A 19,314-nucleotide genomic window follows, 5' to 3' on the forward strand; every position below is an offset into this window, starting at 1 on the left:
GTCACACCGTCGATTTCAGGCAGCCGACGCCACGACCGGCGTCCGGCGCGGCGCGATCATCGGGGTGGGCGCGGCGGCCAGGACCGCTGCGGCCTCCTCGAGCGCCACGGCGTCGGCGACCTCGCGCAGCACGTCGGAGAGCGGCATCTCGAGGGCGTCGCACAACGAGGCCAACAGCTCCGAGGACGCCTCCTTCTGGCCGCGCTCGATCTCGGAGATGTAGCCGAGGCTCACCCGGGCGGCGCCGGAGACCTCACGGAGGGTCAGACCGAGCTCGGTACGGCGACTCCGCAGGATGTCACCGAGCGATCGGCGAAAGAGCACCATCGCGATCTCCTCTCCGTCAGCGGGCTGGGTGGGTGGTCCGGTCCTGGGCACAACGCTACCCGAGCCCCGAATCTTCCGGCGGCTGCCCAGCCCTTGAGCGCGCCCCCGCCAGCTCCTCGGCCAGGCCGGCGACCGCGGCATCGACCGTCGCCTCCTGGATCGCCGACCGGTCGCCGGACAGGTCCAGCTCCAGGACCCTCGTGCCGCCGGGGCCGGCCAGTCCGACGTACACGGTGCCGACCGGCTTGCCCTCCTGGCGGTCCGGGCCCGCGACTCCGGTGGTGCTCAGGGCGTACACCGTGCCGAGCAGCCGGCGCGCCCCGTCGGCCATCGCCCGGGCGCACTCCGCGGACACCACGCCGTGCTCGGCGACGATGCTCTGCGGCACGCCGAGGACCTCGACCTTGATGTGGGTCTGGTAGCTGACCACGCCACCGGCGTAGACGACCGACGATCCGGGCACCTCGGTCAGTCGGGCGGCCAGCCGTCCGCCGGTCAGCGACTCGGCGGTCGCCACGCTCGCCCGGGCATCGCGGAGGGCATGGACGAGCGCCTCGGCCGGTGACTCCATGACCGCATCGTGTCACGGACCACCGACCGAGGCCCTCTGTCCCCGATCAGCCCGGCGTCAGCTTCAGGTCAGCGACGCACCTTGACCTTGGTCGTGGCCGAGGATCCGCTGACGGCGGTGCTGCCCTGATAGGTCACCAGGAGCTTCTTCTTGCCGGGTGAGCGCACCTTCTTCAGCTTCACCGTCGCCGTGCCGTTCACCACGGTCGCGGTCCTGGCCTTCTGGCCCTTGAGCTTGACCGTCACCGGGCCGGTGGCCGTCACGCCGGCAGCGGTCGTGACCGTGACGACCACCTTGATCCTCTTGCCGACCTTGACCTTCTTCGGCTTGATCTTGACCGCCATCGAGCTGGCCGCCTTGGTGACCGGCGTGCTCAGGGTGAACACCGCGGTCGCGTCGGCGTAGCCGGCCCGGTGCGCCGTCACCGCGACGGTGATCGTCGCGCCCGCCAGGGCCGGGGTCACCACGAGGCTGGTGCCGGTGGCCCCGGGGATCGGGACCCCGTTCGCGAGCCACTGGTAGGTCACCGAGTCGGGTGCCGGCTGCCACACTCCCGGGCTCACCGTGAGCGTCTGGCCGACGCCCGCGGTGCCGGTGACCGTCGGTGGGGTAACCGTGGTCACTCCCCCCTTGGACACGGCGAGCGTCGGGTCCGACTCCACCGTCTTGTCCGCATAGCCCGTCGCCTCGGCGGTCACCTTGACGGTGATCACCTTGTTCAGCTCAGCGGCCGTCAGCGTGTACGTCGACCCGGTGGCGTCCTCGATCTCCACCCCGTCGGCGAGCCACTGATAGCTGACTGAGCCCGGCGTCGGCGTCCACATCCCCGGCGTGGCCGTCAGCTCGGACCCGACGGTCAGTGGCCCGGAGATGCCAGGCTTGCCGTCGTTGACGATCGTGCCCTCTCCGACCGCAGCGGTCGGGTCGGACTCGACGGTCGCGTCGACGTACCCGGTGGCCTTGGCGGTCACCTTGACGGTGATCACCTTGTTCAGCTCAGCGGCCGTCAGCGTGTACGTCGACCCGGTGGCGTCCTCGATCTCCACCCCGTCGGCGAGCCACTGATAGCTGACCGAGCCCGGCGTCGGCGTCCACGTGCCGGCCGTGGCAGTCAGCTGCGAGCCGACGCTGGCCGTGCCGGTGATCGCGGGCTTGACGTCGTTGACGAAGGTGCCGTCGGTGACGGTGATCCTCACCGGGATCTCGGTGCCCGTCGTCGCGCCCCTCAGGATCACCTGGACCTCGCCTGCCGGGACCGCACTCGTGATCGGCACGTCGACCGACGCGGTGCCGGTCTTGTCGATCGCGACCGTGCTCACCGTGTTGTCCAGCGTGGCCGTGCCGAGCAGGATGCCGCCGACACTGACCTCGATCTCGGTGTCCTTCAGGTCGGAGGCGTTGGACAGGCTCCACGACTCGACCCCGAAGGTGAGCCGGCCGCCCACGGCGTAGCTCGCGGCCACGTCGTGGACCTCGACCGCACGCTGGCTGTAGTCGACCGGCAGCGCGGTGCTCCCGGTGTGCGTCGACATGTAGTGGGTCATCGCCTGCAGGTCCGAGACGCCCCACTCCGCCTTGCCGGTCGCGTTCCTGAACTCCCAGAAGGAGTCGCCACCGCCGGCGAGGAAGGCGTTGGCCGTCACCGAATAGGTCTGGGTGGGAACGATCGGCTCGCCATTGAGCCACATCCCGGTCACGTCGCCGACGTACGTGTCGACCGGCGGCGCGCCCCCGCCCTGCACGGGTACGCCCGGCGCCGGAACCTCCCGGTAGGTGTAGGTGAAGCCCTTGGACACGCCCAGTCGCAGGAAGTAGCGGGTCAGACCCGAGGGGATCTGCGTCCCGTCCGGGGTCCGCGACCACTGCTGCTCGAGGATCTTCTCGATCTGCGCGCCGGTCAGGTCCATGTTGACCAGGCCGTTGGCGAAGGGTTGGACGTTCGCCGCCTGACGGTAGGTCAGGTTGCGGACGCCATCGGTGACGGTGCCTTCCATCTCCGCCCGAAGGCCGCCGGGGTTCATGAAGGCGATCTGCGCGCCGCCCTGCTCGGCCGGCGTCTCGGCCCGCTGGACCTCGGCGACCAAGTTGCCGAGCGTCGACTCGCCACCGCGGTTCTCGGTGGTGCCGTTGGCCAGCTTGGCCCGGTTGAACGGGCCGGCGATCGGACCGAGGACCTGGTTCCCGATCGGCGTGGCCACGTCGATCGCGTCCTGCACGATCGGCACGACGTCCGGGTCCGGGGTGTACGGCGTGCAGCTGGTGCTGTTGTTGCACGTCTTCAGGTTGATGATCGCCTGCGTCTGCGCCTGGACGTCGCCGGTGGCGCGGTCGACGGTGAAGACGAGCTGGTTCAGCTTCTCGCCGTACTGACCCGCGGAGACCACGGGCCGCTCCTTGACCGGCCGGTCGGCGTCGATCCACTCCTGAACCGGGAAGCTGCAGTTGTAAGCCAGGTGGGTGTGACCGGACACGATCGCGTCGACGTTCGGGGTGATGTTGTTGATGATCTCGGCCCACGGGCCGGAGTCGTCCATCGTCGCGCAATTGGTCGCCGGAGCGCCCTCGTGCACCAGCATCACCACCAGGTCCACACCGTCCTCGGCGACCAGCCGGTTCGCCTCGGCATTGACCGACGAGACGATGTTCGCGATCTGCAGGTCGTCGATGCCGGTCGGCGACACCAGGGTCGGCAGCGCCTCAGTCACGGCGCCGACAAACCCGACGTCGACCCCGTCCATCGTCTTGATCCACGACGCCGGCACAGCCGGGTTGCCGTTCTCGCGCAACTTGAGGTTCGCGGCGACGTACTGCCACTGCGCACCGCCATCGGGGTTCTCCGTGGGGTCGTACTCGGCCATCACCCGGTTGATGAGGTCGTCGTAGCCCTGGTCGAGCTCGTGGTTGCCCACAGCCGAGACCTCCAGGCCCGCCTCGTTGAGCGCGTCGATCGTCGGCTTGTCGTTCGACACGAACGACTCGAAGGTCGTCGCGCCGATCAGGTCGCCGGCTGCTGCGAAGACCGTGTTCGGGTTGGCCTGACGCAACTCCTTGACCGCCGTCGACATGATCGCGGCGCCCGCCGCCGCGGAGGACGGCTCGTTCAGGATCCGGCCGTGGAAGTCGTTGGTGCCGATGATCTGGATCTCGGTCTGACTGGCCTCGGTCGTGATCACCAACGGCACCGACGTCTTCGTCGTCGGACCGTAGACCGTCAGCTCCACGGTGCCGTCCGGAAGCTCGTCTGGCAGCGTGACCGAGACCGAGGCCGTGCCGTAGTTGTCGTACGGCTTGTTGCCGATGGTGTTGTCCACCGGGAACGTCCCGAGGACGTCGTCGCCGAGCCTGACCTCGAGCTGAGTGTCGGTGAGGTCATCGGCCGCCGACATGGCCCAGGAGGCCACGTCGAACGACACGGTGTCGCCCGGTCGGTACGCGTCGGGGGCGTCGACCGGAAGCTTCAGCTCCACCGCCCGCTGGCTGTAGTCGACGGGAAGCGGAGCGTCGGCGTCGAACTGCGCCATGTAGTCGACCATCGCCTCCAGGTCGACCTTGCCGGTGTCCACCTTGCTCGTGCCGTTGGCGAGCTCCCAGAAGTTGTCGCCCCCACCGCCGAGGAACGAGTTCGCGGCGATCGTGTACGACGCCCCGAGGTCGATCTGCTGGCCGTTGAGCCACATCCCCGTGACAGTGCCCTGGAAGGTGTTGACCGGCGCGGAGTTCGGCGCGGTCACGGTCTCGGGCGACTCGACGTAGGTGTAGGTGAACCCCTCCGAGACCCCCAGCCGAAGGAACGGTCGCGACGGTACGGACCCGGTCGCCGTGCGCTGCCACTGCTGCTCGAGCACCGTCTTGAGCTGAGCGCCGGTCAGCCGCATGGTGACCAGGGTGTTCGCGAACGGCTGGACGTCCGCGGCCTGCCGATAGGTCAGGTCGCGGAGGCCGCTATTGGCGGTGCCGAGCATGTCTGCGCGCAGGCCGCCCGGGTTCATCAAGGCGATGTCGGCGTTGGTTGCCCAGCGCTGGGCCTCGGCGACCTGGTTGGACAGCGTGGACTCGCCGCCGCGGTTCTCCGTTGCGCCGGCCGAGGAGGTGTACGACGCCCGCTTGAACGGCCCGGTCATCTGACCGAGGACGGTCGCTCCCTCCGCCGCGGCGTAGTCCACCGCGTCGTCGACGATGGCCTGCACGGCCGGGTCCGGCGCATAGCCGACGCCGGACGCGGCGATCACGTCCTGGCTGATCGCCTTGAGCTCACCGGAGGTCTCGTCGAACTTGAAGACGAGCTGGTTGAGGTTCGTGCCGTACTGACCGGCCGAGACCACCGGCCGCTTCTTGACCGCGCGGCTGCTGTCGGCCTGCCAGTCGGGCACGGTGTAGCGGCAGTTGTAGGCCAGGTGGGTGTGACCGGAGATGATGGCGTCGACGTCGGCGGACGTGTTCTGGACGATGTTCCCCCACACGGTTGCCGGGTCGGTGAAACTGGCCGAGTCGCACTCGGTCGTCGGGGCGCCCTCGTGCACCAGCAGGATGACGATCTCGGCGCCCGCCGTCTTGAGCGCCGCCGCCGCGGCGTTGGTCGCGTCGACGACGTCGGTGACGGTGATGTCCTCGATGCCGGCCGGGTTCACGAGACCGGGGAGGTCCTCGGTCACCGCGCCGACGAAGCCGACCTTGACGCCGTCGAGCGTGGTCGTCCAGGTCTCGGCGAGCTTGTCCTCCTCGGCCACGCCCGGGGCGTAGTCGAGGTTGGCCGCGATGTACTCCCAGTCGGCTCGGTCGCGGATCCGGCCCTCGAGGTCGGCGTACCCACGGTCGAACTCGTGGTTGCCCGCCGCCGAGACATCGAGACCCATCGCGTTGAGAGCGTCGATGGTCGGCTCGTCGTCCTGGATGAACGACTCGAAGGTGGACGCGCCGACGAGGTCGCCGGCGGCCACGAACGCGGTGCTGCCGGACGGGAACTGCGCCTCCAGGTCCTTGACCGCCGACGCGAACGGCGCCGCACCCGCGGCGTTGCCGGCGTCCGGGAGCAGCCGACCGTGGAAGTCGTTGGTGCCGATCACCTGGATCTCCTTGTAGGAGGTCGGGGTGAAGTCGGGAACGTCGATGCCGACAATCTCGGGGTTGTGGTCGGAGGTCGCCCACGGCTGGTTCGGCAGCCAGAAGTCGGTGACGTTGTAGTTGTAGCGGCTGTACTGGAAGGACGCCGCCTCGTTGGCGTTGATCTCCCAGATGTCGGCACCCGTCACCATGTCCATCGCGGCCTGGTTGCCGAGAACGTGGTCCAAGGACCCGGAGAGTCCCTGGTAGGAGTAGCTCTCGTCGCCCTCCTGGTCGGACTCGATCAGCTGGTAGCGGTCGTCGGCGGTGAGAACCTTGATCGGGTCCTCGCCCGTGTAGGAGTTGAAGTCGCCTGCGAGGAAGACGGCATCGACACCCCGCTCGGCGGCGAAGTCGTCGGCGAACTCGAGGAGCCGCGTGGCCTGCCGGACACGGTCGCCGTTGAACGCGCCGACCTCGCCGTTCTGCGCGTTGTCACCGGTCGCGGGCGGGATCGGAGCCTGGTTGTCGCCCTTGGACTTGAAGTGATTGACGACGACCGCGAAGCCGTCGCTGTCCGGCGCGCCCTTGGCCTTGAACACCTGTGCCAGCGGCTCGCGGGCATTGGCGAACTCGGTGGTGCCGAACAGGATGTCCGATCCGCCCACCGGCTCGACCTTCGCGGCCTTGAAGATGAACGCCGGGCGGATCACGTCCTGCTCCGCGACGGCCGCCGCCGTCAGCGCCTCACCCGGACTCTTCACGTACGCCCAGGTGCCGGCACCGGCAGCGGTGTTGAGGATCTCCACCAGGCGAGCCACAGCGTCGTCACGGTTGGTCTCCCCGGGCAGCTTGATCGAGTTCTCGACCTCCTCGAGACCGATCACGTCCGCGCCCAGCGCGTTGATGGTGTGGACGAGCTTCGCCTCCTGGCGGGCCAGGCTCTCGGCGGTCGCGGCACCCCGCGGTCCCCTGCCGTCGTTGTCCTGGGACTCATCCCTGGTGGTGTCCGGGTCGTCGAGCAGCCGCACTCCGCAGGAGTTGTTGCCGATCTTGGCCCCGGTCCCCGGTCCTCGGTCGCGATACCAGGTGCAGAAGGTATCGACGGGCGGGTCCTGCTGGGGACCGGCGAGCTCGTAGGCCTCGCCGGTGGTGTTGAAGTAGTTCAAGACGTTGAAGGTCGCGATCTTGAGGTCGCCACCGACGTCTTGCGGCACCTTGTTGACCTCGCGGGTGTCCTCGAAGGTCGCCACCGAAGCACCGTTGGTCGTGACCTGCGCCTGCGGCTGGAACTTCCAGGTGTCGTTGCGCCAGTCGAAGATGACCTTCGAGTGGAACTCCACACCCGCGCCGACCCGCGGCGGCGAGGCCACGGCGTTGTGGTCGGCGCCCGTGAGCCACGGGAGGGGCAGCGCCTTGTTGGTCTGGTTCTGCAGGTAGCGGACGGTCGAGCCGTCGTCGAGGGCCACCGCGCGCCGCTCGTTCTCGTCGCGGACTGCCTGCAGCGCCGCCGGGTCCGACGCGTCGGCGAACTCGCTCGGCTGCTTGAGCGGGCCCTGACCCGCGGCCAGGGTGATCTCACCGAAGTCGTTGGTGGTGTAGACGTTGCTGACCGTGAACGCGCCCTGCGGCTCGACCAGTTCGCCCTCGAACCTCTCCCGTTCCGCGTCGGTCTCGGGGAAGGCGAAGGCGCGCGGGGTGACGGTTCCCAGCGACGTCCCGAGGACGGTCACGGCGGCGGCGGAGGCCGGGACGATCTGGGTGAGATCGAAGAACTCGGCGATCTTGCCGGTGACCCGCACCGAGTCGCCGACCTGAATGCCAGCCGGGATGTTGGCGTTGGTCGACCCGCCGTAGACGAAGATGCCGTCGGAGGCGTCCGGGGTGTCGACGCCCGGCGTCTGGATGTACATGCCGTTGAAGCCGCCGGTGTAGTAGACCGCGGTCACGACGCCCTCGGTCGCCTTGACGTCGGCTCCGGTGCTGTTGCCGGTCGGCGGCGCGAAGGGCGACCGGGCACCGGTGCCCTGGATCTCCGCGATCGGGGTGATCGCGAGCTGCTCATCGATCTGGATCGTGAAGGTAGCCGTCGCTGTCGCCGGCGTTGGCGTCGCCGAGTCGGTGGCCGTCACGGTGACCTCGACGGGACTCGGCGTCACCGTCGTCGGCGTCCCCGTGATCTGGTTGCCGGTGAGCTGCAGCCCGTCCGGAAGCGTCCCCGCCGTCACGGCCCAGGTGTACGGCGACGTGCCGCCGCTCGCCTGCAGCGTGATCGGTGAGATCGCCTGGTTCTGCGTGAAGGTCTTGTTGCCGGGGTTCGTGGCAGACAGCGGCTGCGCGACCGTGCCCATCCCTTCGGGGCTGGGAGTCGCGGGCGCGTTGAAGTCGGTGGCGTTGTTGTCGCCGTCCGTGGTGTTCTTGCGTTGGACCGAGGTCGTGTTCGTGGTCGCAGTCCCGGTCGGCGCCGTCTCCGAGGACCCCGCGGTGCCGTAGCCGACGAAGTCGACGACATTGGCCACCGTGTGCATCAACGACCCGGTCACGGTGATGGTGCTGGTCCCCTGCACGAGCATCACTTGGCCGCTGCCTGCAGCCATGTTGAGCGCCGTGCCGCTGTAGTCGGGCAAGGGGACGTCCGCCCCTCCGCAGAGCACACCGCCGGTGCAGCCCGTTGGACTGCTGACTTGAACCAGGTACTTGCTTCCGGCGGGGACGCTCACGTCTGGAAGCGGCAGGACCGAGACTGTCCCACTGCCGGTGAAGGAGCCACTCCGGTACTGCAGGCTCAGCCCGTTGAGCGGTTGCGCCGTCCCGGTCGGGTTCAGCAGCTCGACGAAGTCGGACTTGTAGGCGGCCGACGCGGACGTCGAGCCACCTCCGCCGTACACCTCGTTGATGATCATCCCGGGGCTGGCGGCCTGGGCCGTGCCGGCGGTGAGAACCGCGACACCGGACATCGCGAGGGCTGCACCGAGGGAGCCGAGGAGGAACTGCTTCGCTGAACGCATGAGCTACTTCCGAGGTCGTCAAAGCGGCAAGGGACAACCGTGCACGCGCGCACCCGAGAGAAGTTGGCGAGAACGGCGGGGAAGGGTCCTTAACCTAGGCTGATCTCAAGCACCGCTGGCAAGGGGCTGAGGAAAACCAAGTGACGAAAAGGTGACGACAAGCCGTCAGATTTTGCTCTTGCGGGATGGAGCGCCGCAGGATCTACGTCGCGGCGGTCGCCGAATCAGGCGGAGCGCGGCGTCCGGATGTCGTGGCGCTGCTTCCACACGTCGCGGAAGAACTCGTAGCCCGACCAGATGGTCAGCACGAAGGCGACGAGCAGCAGCGCGATCGCGGCGCCGTAGGTGATCTCGCCGGGGACGTCGAGCCAGCCCACCTCGTCACCGACCTCGAGCAGCGGCAGGGTCAGCAGGCCGAGGGCCAGCGCCTGCGCCGCGGTCTTCCACTTGCCGCTCTGGGCGGCGGCGATGACGACGGACTTGAGCACGGAGAGCCGCAGCAGGGTGACCGCCCACTCGCGGGTCAGGACGACGATCGTGATCGTCCACATCCACCAGGTGTCCATGATGATCGACAGGCCGATGAACGCCATCCCGGTGATCGCCTTGTCGGCGATGGGGTCGGCGATCTTGCCGAAGTCGGTGATCAGGTTCCGGGCGCGCGCGATGTCGCCATCGATCTTGTCGGTGACCATCGCGACGAAGAAGATCGCCCATGCGATAGTGCGCCACGTGATGGAGTCGCCGCCGTCGTGGAGCAGCACCCAGCCGTAGACGGGGACCAGCACGATCCGCAGCGTGGTCAGCGCGTTGGGCAGGTTCCAGTTGCTCGGCTTGGCCGACGCCGGGCTCGCGCCCGTGCTGGTCCCGGTCATGCCTGTCCTCCTGCCGGTTCGGCGATCAGGTCGACGCCGTCGGAGCCGATCACGACGGCCCGCAGCAAGTCGCCCACCTTCGCGCCGGGTACGCCGAGCACCCGCGTCGTGCCGTCGACCTCGGGCCCCTGCTGGGCGGCCCGCCCCTCGACGGTGCCGTCGCCGGTGCCGTCAGGGTCGACCTCCTCGACCAGTACCTCGACGGTGCTGCCGATCCGCTCCTCGGCGCGCTCGGAGGTGAGCTCGGAGACCAGGTCGTTGAGGTGCTGCACGCGGGCGCGGATCTCGTCGTCGTCCAACTTGCCGTCGAGGTTCGCGGCCTCGGTGCCGTCCTCGTCGGAGTACCCGAACACACCGGTGACGTCCATCCGCGCGGCGACCAGGAAGTCGCACAGCGTCTGGAACTCCTCCTCCGTCTCGCCCGGGAAGCCGACGATGACGTTGGAGCGCACGCCGGCCTCGGGCGCGTGCTCCCGCACCTGCGCGAGCAGGCCGAGGAAGCTCTCCGGGTCGCCGAAGCGGCGCATCCGGCGCAGCACGGTCGCGCTGGCGTGCTGGAACGACAGGTCGAAGTACGGCGCCACGCCGGGTGTCGTCGCGATCGCCCGGACCAGTCCGGGGCGGGTCTCGGCGGGCTGGAGGTAGGAGACCCGGACCCGCTCGATGCCGTCGACCGCCGTCAGCTCCGGGAGCAGCGTCTCGAGCAGGCCGAGGTCGCCGAGGTCCTTGCCGTAGGACGTGGAGTTCTCCGAGACCAGGAACAGCTCCTTGACCCCCTGGCCGGCCAGCCAGGCGGCCTCCTGCAGCACGTCGGAGGGACGCCGGCTCACGAAGGAGCCGCGGAACATGGGGATCGCGCAGAAGGTGCACCTGCGGTCGCAGCCGCTGGCGAGCTTGAGCGGCGCCATCGGCCCGCCGTCGAGGCGGCGCCGGATCGCGGAGCGGCCGGGGATGGCGATCTCGACATCGGCGTCCGCGGACGTCGGCGCGTCCACGACCGCCTGGCGCTCCGCGGGACTGATCGGCAGCAGCAGCCGCCGGTCCCGCGGCGTGTGGGGGTGCGGGCGCTCGCCGGCGAGGATCGACCGCAGCCGGCCGGAGATGTCCTGGTAGTCGTCGAAGCCCAGCACGGCGTCGGCCTCGGGCAGCGAGTCGGCGAGCTCCTCGCCGTACCGCTCGGCCAGGCAGCCGACCGCGACGACCGCCTGCGGGCGGCCGGACTCCTTGAGGTCGGCGGCGGCCAGGAGGGTGTCGATCGAGTCCTTCTTGGCCGCGTCGACGAAGCCGCAGGTGTTGACCACGACCGTGTCGGCGTCCTCGGGGTCGTCGACCAGCGCGAAGCCGTCGGCGGCGAGCCGGCCGGCCAGCTCCTCGGAGTCGACGTCGTTGCGCGCGCAACCGAGGGTGAGGAGCGCGACCGAGACGGGGTTCGTGGGTGTGCTGGTCATGTCCGGTCGAGGATACCGGCGAGCGCGGGCCGGCCGGCATTCCTCAGCGGTGTGACCGGTGCCGTCACCGGGCGACAACGGTCTTGGAGACCTCCGCGCCGGTCTCGCCCAGCGCCTGCGGCTGCGCGCCGCCGATCGCGTAGGTCACCGAGCCGTCCGAGCTCCAGATCCGCACCGGCGGCACGACCTTCAGCTCGGAGGTCTGGCCGAAGGCCAGGTTGCCGTCGAAGACGATCTCCCCCGCCGCGTCGCGGATGACCAGCTGGGCGCCGCCGCCCGCGGCCGTCAGGGTGAGCTTCACGGGATCGCCCTTGGCCGCGGCGGCCTGGGAGATGCCGCCGCTCTGGTTGAGGACCGGGGTGTCGCCCACCGGCGCCGGCCCGCCCATGACGAGCTTGGCGACCGACCAGACGAGCACCGCGCCCATCACCGCCGCGATGAGGACCGACCAGTTGCGACCGCCGCGGGTGCTGCGGATCGAGCCGCCGGCGCCGGTCGCCAGCTCGGCCTCGAACACGCGCCGCGGGTCGACGGGTGCGTCGGCATAGGTCTCGTCGTACGACGCCACGAGCGGTCCGGCGTCGATGCCGAGCACGCGGGCGAGGGTGCGCAGATGCCCGCGGGCGTAGAAGTCGCCACCACAGGGCGCGAAGTCGTCGACCTCGATCGCCTCGATGACGTGCGGCCGGATCCGGGTCCGCTCGGAGAGCTGGTCGATCGTGAGGCGGAGCCGGTCGCGCGCGGCCGTCAGCTCCGGACCGATGACCGGCTGCGCCGCCGGACGCACCGCGAGGTCCTCGAGGACGACCGTCACGGACTCGCCGTCCTCGGCGTGCTCGGCGCGGTCGGCGTGGTCGGCGTCGGGCACGATCGGCGCCCGGACCAACGTCGGCCGGTCCGGGACCGAACGGTCGAGCTCGACGCGCGCGGGCAGCACCGTCGGGCGGTCGGGGACGGGGGTGTCGTCGCTCTCGTCGGTCGGGTCGACCACGGCGATCTCGTCGGTGCTCTCGGTGTCGGCGGCCAGCACGACCTCGCCGGTGTCCTCGAAGTCCGACGCGTCGAGATGGGAGGCGGCGTCGGGCGCGGCGAGGTCCGGAGCGTCGAGGTCGGGGGCGGCGTCGGGGCGGGGCTCCCGCGCGGCGCCGAGGCCCGCGGCCACGCGGGCGGCGATCCCTCGCCGCGCCTCCGGCTCCGCGGCGGGCGCGTCGTCGGCGTAGAGGTCGCTGAGCTTGGGCACGTCCCCTGAGCGCTCCGCGCCGTCGTCGGCCAGGCCCGGCACCACCTCGACCACGTCGGCGCGCCCGTCGGCGAGCTCGGCCAGGACGTCGCTCAGCGAGTCCGCCTCGGCGCCGACCAGGCGGGTGGCGAGGGTGAGCGGGACGACGAGCTGCTGGTCGTCGTACCCGTCGACAAGGAGGTGCCCGTCGCGGACCAGGCCGCGTCGGGGCAGGTGCTCGAGACAGTCGATCTCGGGCCAGGCGATCCCTCGCCAGGTCGCGCCCTGGCGCAGCCGGACGCCGTGGTCGTCGGCGACCAGCAGCGGCGCGCGGCCGTCGACCAGCGCCGCCAGATGGGCCACGGTGACCAGCGCCAGCACCCCGAAGGTCACCCAGTCGAGGGTGGTGCCGCCGCTGAAGGAGCGCACCGCGAACGCGACGGCGAGCAGGGCCGAGAACCCGCCGACCGAGGCCGACAGGGCGACGTTGCGGCGGACCTCGACCCGCGAGGCGGACGGCTGGCTCACGCTGTCGGTCATCTCGCTCACCCTTCGCCCTGGATGGTCATGATCACGGCGTCGATCTCGTCGGGCTTGACCAGCACGTCGCGGGCCTTGGACCCCTCGCTGGGTCCGACGACTCCGCGGCTCTCGAGGATGTCCATCAGGCGCCCGGCCTTGGCGAAGCCGACCCGGAGCTTGCGCTGCAGCATCGAGGTGGAGCCGAACTGGGTCGAGACCACCAGCTCGATCGCCTGGACCACGAGGTCCATGTCGTCACCGATGTCGTCGTCGAGCACCTTGCTCGACGCCGCCGGTGCGGTGACGTCCTCGCGGTAGTTGGGCTCGAGCTGGGTCTTGCAGTGCTTGACGACCGCGTGGATCTCGGGCTCGCTGACCCAGGACCCCTGCACGCGGATCGGCTTCGAGGCGCCCATCGGCAAGAAGAGCCCGTCGCCCTGGCCGACGAGCTTCTCGGCACCGGGGGTGTCGAGGATGACGCGGCTGTCGGCGAGGCTGGACGTCGCGAACGCCAGCCGGGACGGGACGTTCGCCTTGATCAGACCGGTGACGACATCGACCGACGGACGCTGCGTCGCGAGCACCAGGTGGATGCCCGCGGCCCGGGCGAGCTGGGTGATCCGGACGATCGAGCCCTCGACGTCGCGCGGCGCGACCATCATCAGGTCGGCCAGCTCGTCGACGATCACCAGCAGGTACGGGTACGGCGACAGCGTGCGCTCGCTGCCCGGCGGCACCTCGACCTTGCCCTCGCGCACGGCCTTGTTGAAGTCGTTGATGTGCCGGAAGCCGAAGTTGGCGAGGTCGTCGTACCGCATGTCCATCTCGCGGCAGACCCACTCGAGCGCCTCGGCGGCCTTCTTCGGGTTGGTGATGATCGGCGTGATCAGGTGCGGCACGCCCTCGTAGGCGTTGAGCTCGACCCGCTTGGGGTCGACCATGATCATCCGCACCTCGTCGGGCGTCGAGCGCATCAGCACCGAGGTGATCATCGAGTTGATGAAGCTCGACTTTCCGGAGCCGGTGGCGCCCGCGACCAGCAGGTGGGGCATCTTGGCGAGGTTCGCGACGACGAAGCCGCCCTCGACGTCCTTGCCGAGGCCGGACACGAGCGGGTGGTGGTCGTTGCGAGCGACCGGCGAGCGGAGCACGTCGCCGAGGGAGACGATCTCCTTGTCGGTGTTGGGGATCTCGACGCCGACCGCGGACTTGCCGGGGATGGGGCTGAGGATCATCACGTCCGAGGTGGCCACCGCGTAGGCGATGTTCTTCTGGATGTTGGTGATCTTCTCGACCTTGACGCCGGTGCCGAGCTCGATCTCGTAGCGGGTCACCGTCGGGCCCCGGGTGTAGCCGGTCACCTGCGCGTCGACGTTGAACTCGTCGAGCACGGTCTGCAGCCGCGCCACCACCTCGTCGCTGGCCTTCGACCGCGCGCGGTGCGGGTCGCCGGGCTTGAGCGCGGAGGCGTCGGGCAGCGTGTAGACGATGTCGCCGGACAGGGCGAGCTGCTCGACCCGCTGCGGCAGGTCGGCGTGGGGCGGCGGCTCGAGCTCGCCGGTCTCCTCGTCGTCCGTGGCGGCGCTCTGCGCGAGGCGGCGGGCGATGAGGGCGTTGGAACCGGCCTCCGGGTCGATCGGCTCCTCGTCGGTGAGGGGTACGTCGATCGGCTCGCGCAGCTCCATCGACTCCTCGGTCGGATGGGGCTCCTCGTCCTTCTTGCGCCGCCGGCGCTTCGGCTCGGTGAGGACCGGCGAGTCGTACGCCGGGTCGCCCATCCGCTCGAAGGTGTCGTCGAGGTCGATCGCCTGGGTCGCGTCGTCGTCGTGACCGTGGTGCCGCCCGAGCAGCAGGTCGCCCAGGTCGCGCAGGCGGTCGGGCACGCGGTAGAGCGGCGTCGCGGTGATGACGAGGACGCCGAAGAAGGCCAGGAGGACCAGCAGCGGTACGACGACGGCGGGTGCGCGCAGCAGGTCGAGCAGCAGCGCCGAGACGACGTACCCGACAGCGCCGCCGCCGTCGCGCAGCGGCGTCGTGTCGCCCTGGACCGGCTCGGGGCTGCCGTTGGCGATGTGCACGACGCCCAGGAGTCCGAACGAGAAGGCGGTCCAGCCGATCACCTGGCGTCCGGCCGGGCCGTTGCCGACCGGGTCGCGCATGACCCGCCAGCCCGCGGCCAGCACCAGCAGCGGCACGAACCAGCCGATCTTGCCGACCGATCCGGAGACCGCGGCACGCGTGAAGTCCATGACCCCGCCGGGCACCTCGAACCAGACGGCGCCGGTGATGACGAGGGCGACCGCGACGAGGAGCAGACCGAAGCCGTCGCGGCGCTGCTCGGGCGCGATGTCGCGGGCGCCGTGGCCGACGCCCCGGGTGACGGCGCCGATGCCGTGGGCGAAGGCGAGCCAGAGGGCGACCACTCCCCTGCCGAGCGCGGTGAACGTCCGCAGCACCGGGCCGGGCCCGCTGCGCACCGCGCGCGGGGCAGGCCGCTTCGCCGCCGACTTCTTGGCCGGCGGGCGCTTCTTGGTGGACGTACTCCGGGTACGCGAGCTGGCTGTCTTCTTCACGCCCGAGCGGGAGGAAGAGCTGGTCCTGCTGCGCGACCCCGGCGGGGAAGACGTACGGGTCGCCATGACACCAAACCTAGGTGATCGTCCCACCAGTCACACGGACCACACGGCGGTGTGTCGCCGGGGACCGGGAGGTTCTCCTGCTCCGCCAGCACGGCGACGGAGAGTTTACGCCGGACCTCTGGACCGGCCGTATTCCTGCGCTTAGGGTGCCGTGCAGTGTCCGGAGCGGGCAACACTCGGGCTCCGCCGACGACACGTTCTATCTCGAGGAGAACATTCGTGAGACTCAACCTTCCCGACACCCTGAGGAAGGGCGTCGGACTCTCGCTCGTCGGGGCGGCCCTCGTCATCATCCCGTCGACACCGGTCCAGGCCGCCGATCCGGATCCGTCCGTCGTCGAGCAGATGCGCAACCAGGCGGCCGGCGCCGTGTCGCTGACCACCTCGCCCGCCACGGGCAAGGTCGGCTTCATCAGTGCCAGCGGCGATCTCGCCCCGTCGGAGCGCTCCGGGACGACCCGCAGCGGCGCTGCCGCGAAGGCGACCGACTACGTCGACCGCTACGCCCGCGCGTTCGGTGCGACCGCCGCCCAGCTCGGTCACCCCGTCACCACCGCGACGCCGGCCGGTCACACCGTCGACTTCGCCCAGACCTACCAGGGGGTGCCGGTGTTCGGCGCCAAGCTGCGCGCCCAGGTCGACACCGACGGCGACCTGGTCTCGGTCTCCGGCTACGTCGCGCCGCAGGTCGACGTCGACGTCACGCCGCGCCTGGACGAGGCGGCGGCCGAGGCGAAGGCGATCCGGCTCGCCGCCGAGGCACCGGCCGGCGCCGACGAGCACGCGAGCGCCAAGCCCGACGCGGGCAGCCTGCGCGCGAGCGCCCGACTGATGATCTACCGGATGGGCGCCATCCAGGGTGTCGAGGGGCGCAACCTCCTCGCCTGGGTGGTCGAGGTCACCGACGGCAAGCAGGTCCGCGAGACCTCCGTCCTCGACGCGGAGACCGGCAAGCCGGTCAACCGCTACTCGATGATCGCCCACGCGCTCGACCGCGACCTGCACGAGGAGTCCATCGAGACCGAGCCGGTGTGGTCCGAGGGCGACGCGTTCCCCGGGGCCCTCGACCAGGACCAGCAGAACGAGGTCCTCGGCACCGGCGAGGCGTACTGGTTCTTCATGAACTCCTTCGGCCGTGACTCCTGGGACGGCCTGGGCGGCAAGATGATCACGGTCAACAACGACCCGACCATCCAGTGCCCCAACGCCAACTGGAACGGCACCTCGACCAACTACTGCTCCGGCGTCTCCTCCGACGACACCGTCGCCCACGAGTGGGGACACGCCTACACGGAGAAGACGTCCGGTCTGCTCTACCAGTGGCAGCCCGGCGCGATGAACGAGGCCTACTCCGACATCTGGGGCGAGACGGTCGACATGCTCAACAACCGGCTCGACGACCCCGACGAGGACACCCCGCGCACCGACGGCAAGTGCTCCGAGGGCACCCGCGGCGACATCACCGTCGTCGTCACCCCGGAGGCCCAGGTCGGCGAGTGCACCGCCGTCGCGGCGGCGTTCGGCCCGATCATCGACAACGTCACCGACGACCTGGTCGTCGGCACCGACGCGGTCGAGGAGGAGGAAGGCGAGGTCGTCGGCACCGACACCGACGGCTGCTCCCCGTTCGACAACGCGGCCGAGGTCGCCGGCAAGTTCGTCTACGTCGACCGCGGGCTGTGCCCCTTCGCCACCAAGATCGCGCACGCGGAGGACGCCGACGCCGTCGGCATCATCTTCGGCAACAACCAGCCGGGCGTCGCGTCGGTCGCCGGATTCTCCTCCCTCTACGGCGCGATGGTCACCCAGGCCGACGGGGCGGAGATCAAGGCGGCCGCGGGTCCGCTGAGCATCACGCTGACCGACGCCGAGGTGCCGGGCTCGCGCGACGCCAGCTTCCGCTGGCTCTCCGGCGAGGACGACCCCGCCTTCGGCGGCGCGATCCGCGACATGTGGAACCCGAACTGCTACGGCGACCCGGGCAAGGTCTCCGACGAGGAGTACTTCTGCGACACCGACGACAGCGGCGGCGTCCACACCAACTCGGGAGTGGTCAACCACACCTTCGCCCTGCTGGTCGACGGCGGCACCTACAACGGAGTCACCGTGCCGGGCATCGGGCTCGACAAGGCGGCGCACCTGTTCTGGCGCACGCAGACGGCCTACCTGACGCCGACCTCCGGCTTCGCCGAGCTGGCCGACGGCCTCGAGGGCTCCTGCGCCACCCTCACCGGGAACACCACGCTGAAGAAGCTCACCCTCGGTGACAGCCCGACCGGCGGCAGTGCCGCCGACGCGGGGACCATCGCCCCCATCGCCGCCGCCGACTGCGCCGCGGTGACCCAGGCGATCGCCGCGACCGAGCTGCGCAAGGAGCCGGTGCAGTGCAACTTCAAGCCGATGTTCCACCGCGGCCAGGTGGGCTGCGGCGACGGCACCGTCACGAAGAGCCTGTGGACCGAGGGCTTCGAGTCGGGCATCCCGGCCGGGTGGACCCAGGACGTGGAGTACTACACCAGCCCCGACGGCGACGGCGCCAAGCACTTCGACGCCACGACCACCACGAACCTGCCGGTGGTCAGCAAGGGCGGCGTCCAGCACAAGGGCGGCACGTCGGTGCTGTACTTCAACGACAAGGGCGACGCCGGCAACTTCGGCAGTTGCAACCTCGACGCCAACGACTACTCCTCGCGGGTGGGGATGGCGACGCCGCCCCTGACCGTGCCCGCGGGCGAGCTGCCGCGCTTCACGTTCGACCACTACGTGGCGACCGAGGTCGGCTTCGACGGCGGCAACGTGAAGTACAAGGTCAACGGCACCGGTGAGTTCGAGCTGGTGCCCGACCGCGCCTGGCTCTACAACGCCCCGGGTGGCGAGCTGGACACCGAGGCGTCGGGCAACACCAACCCGATGGCCGGCGAGCCGGCGTACACCGGAGCCGACGGGGGCCTCCCCACCGGCCAGTGGGGTCATTCGGCCATCGACCTGTCGATGATCGCCAAGGCAGGCGACACCGTGGAGTTCCGGTTCGACTTCGGCATGGACGGCTGCAACGGCAACGACGGCTGGTACATCGACAACGTGGCGGTCAGCATCTGCACCACCCCGGACGTCGCTCCCGGCACCGCGACCGTCTCCCCCAAGGCCAGCGCCAAGAAGGGCACCGTGACGCTCACGATCACGACCTCCAACGGCGTCATGCCCTCCGGTCCGGTCACACTCGCCATCAAGGGCAAGACCTACACCGGGACCGCGGTCAACGGGGTCGTGAAGATCAAGGCCAAGAAGCAGCTCAAGAAGCTGTGGCGGCAGGGCAAGCGCAAGGTCAAGGGGACCGTGAGCTACCCCGGTGACGCCAGGATCTCGCCGTTCTCGGCCAAGGTGACGATCAAGCTGAAGGGCAAGCAGTAGCGGTACGCAGGAGAGTGCATGGGTTCTCGGTGGATCGAGAGCCCATGCACTCTCGGCGTTTTTCAGCCGGATCTGCGCCGTTGCGGTTTGGGACCAAACCGCAACAATTCGGGCCGATCGGATGCTGTTTGTGCCCAATCGGAACACGTCCTACCCCGCCAGCGGGCGAGGTGATGCGCATGACCATGCACGGCGCACGCCACGGACCAGCACCGGTGCCGGCCCCCGACCGCGTACGACGCGACCGGCTGCCC

The 19,314-nt window shown here is 70.0% G+C and carries 8 protein-coding genes; 1 reads left to right on the plus strand and 7 read right to left on the minus strand.

All coding sequences use genetic code 11. From position 1 onward, the window contains the following. Positions 1-15: 15 nt before the first annotated feature. The 7 genes from ACPZVR_RS22365 to ACPZVR_RS22395 form a co-directional block, all read right to left on the minus strand. Positions 16-333, minus strand: a complete 318-nt coding sequence (locus ACPZVR_RS22365) for a helix-turn-helix domain-containing protein (protein WP_436701928.1) — start codon at positions 331-333, stop codon at positions 16-18. Positions 334-382: 49 nt separating this feature from the next. Beyond that, complete coding sequence (locus ACPZVR_RS22370; RefSeq protein WP_436701896.1) at positions 383-898, minus strand: CinA family protein; 516 nt, start codon at positions 896-898, stop codon at positions 383-385. Positions 899-966: 68 nt separating this feature from the next. After that, positions 967-8,946, minus strand: coding sequence for an ExeM/NucH family extracellular endonuclease (locus tag ACPZVR_RS22375; RefSeq protein ID WP_436701897.1), 7,980 nt, complete (start codon positions 8,944-8,946; stop codon positions 967-969). A 224-nt stretch (positions 8,947-9,170) separates the two neighbouring features. Continuing rightward, the gene (pgsA, locus tag ACPZVR_RS22380) at positions 9,171-9,821 is read right to left on the minus strand and encodes a CDP-diacylglycerol--glycerol-3-phosphate 3-phosphatidyltransferase (RefSeq protein WP_436701898.1); all 651 of its coding nucleotides are present in this window, start codon (positions 9,819-9,821) and stop codon (positions 9,171-9,173) included. Next, the gene (rimO, locus tag ACPZVR_RS22385) at positions 9,818-11,269 is read right to left on the minus strand and encodes a 30S ribosomal protein S12 methylthiotransferase RimO (RefSeq protein ID WP_436701899.1); all 1,452 of its coding nucleotides are present in this window, start codon (positions 11,267-11,269) and stop codon (positions 9,818-9,820) included. The genes pgsA and rimO overlap by 4 nt, the downstream gene beginning before the upstream one ends. 64 nt (positions 11,270-11,333) lie before the next feature. Beyond that, complete coding sequence (locus tag ACPZVR_RS22390; protein ID WP_436701900.1) at positions 11,334-13,028, minus strand: helix-turn-helix domain-containing protein; 1,695 nt, start codon at positions 13,026-13,028, stop codon at positions 11,334-11,336. Between the two features lie 5 nt (positions 13,029-13,033). Then, complete coding sequence (locus ACPZVR_RS22395; protein WP_436701901.1) at positions 13,034-15,649, minus strand: DNA translocase FtsK; 2,616 nt, start codon at positions 15,647-15,649, stop codon at positions 13,034-13,036. Positions 15,650-15,868: 219 nt separating this feature from the next. Here ACPZVR_RS22395 and ACPZVR_RS22400 point away from each other — a divergent pair, with 219 nt between their 5' ends. Next, the gene (locus tag ACPZVR_RS22400; RefSeq protein ID WP_436701902.1) at positions 15,869-19,060 is read left to right on the plus strand and encodes a M4 family metallopeptidase; all 3,192 of its coding nucleotides are present in this window, start codon (positions 15,869-15,871) and stop codon (positions 19,058-19,060) included. Positions 19,061-19,314: the final 254 nt, after the last annotated feature.

It is taken from the genome of Nocardioides segetis, assembly GCF_051390595.1.
Classification (GTDB): domain Bacteria; phylum Actinomycetota; class Actinomycetes; order Propionibacteriales; family Nocardioidaceae; genus Nocardioides.

Excerpts from the sequence above, each read along its gene's own strand:
- ACPZVR_RS22370 (WP_436701896.1), bottom strand. The coding sequence starts at position 898 with ATGGAGTCACCGGCCGAGGCGCTCGTCCATGCCCTCCGCGATGCCCGG.
- ACPZVR_RS22375 (WP_436701897.1), bottom strand. The coding sequence starts at position 8,946 with ATGCGTTCAGCGAAGCAGTTCCTCCTCGGCTCCCTCGGTGCAGCCCTC.
- pgsA (WP_436701898.1), bottom strand. The coding sequence starts at position 9,821 with ATGACCGGGACCAGCACGGGCGCGAGCCCGGCGTCGGCCAAGCCGAGC.
- rimO (WP_436701899.1), bottom strand. The coding sequence starts at position 11,269 with ATGACCAGCACACCCACGAACCCCGTCTCGGTCGCGCTCCTCACCCTC.
- ACPZVR_RS22390 (WP_436701900.1), bottom strand. The coding sequence starts at position 13,028 with ATGACCGACAGCGTGAGCCAGCCGTCCGCCTCGCGGGTCGAGGTCCGC.
- ACPZVR_RS22395 (WP_436701901.1), bottom strand. The coding sequence starts at position 15,649 with ATGGCGACCCGTACGTCTTCCCCGCCGGGGTCGCGCAGCAGGACCAGC.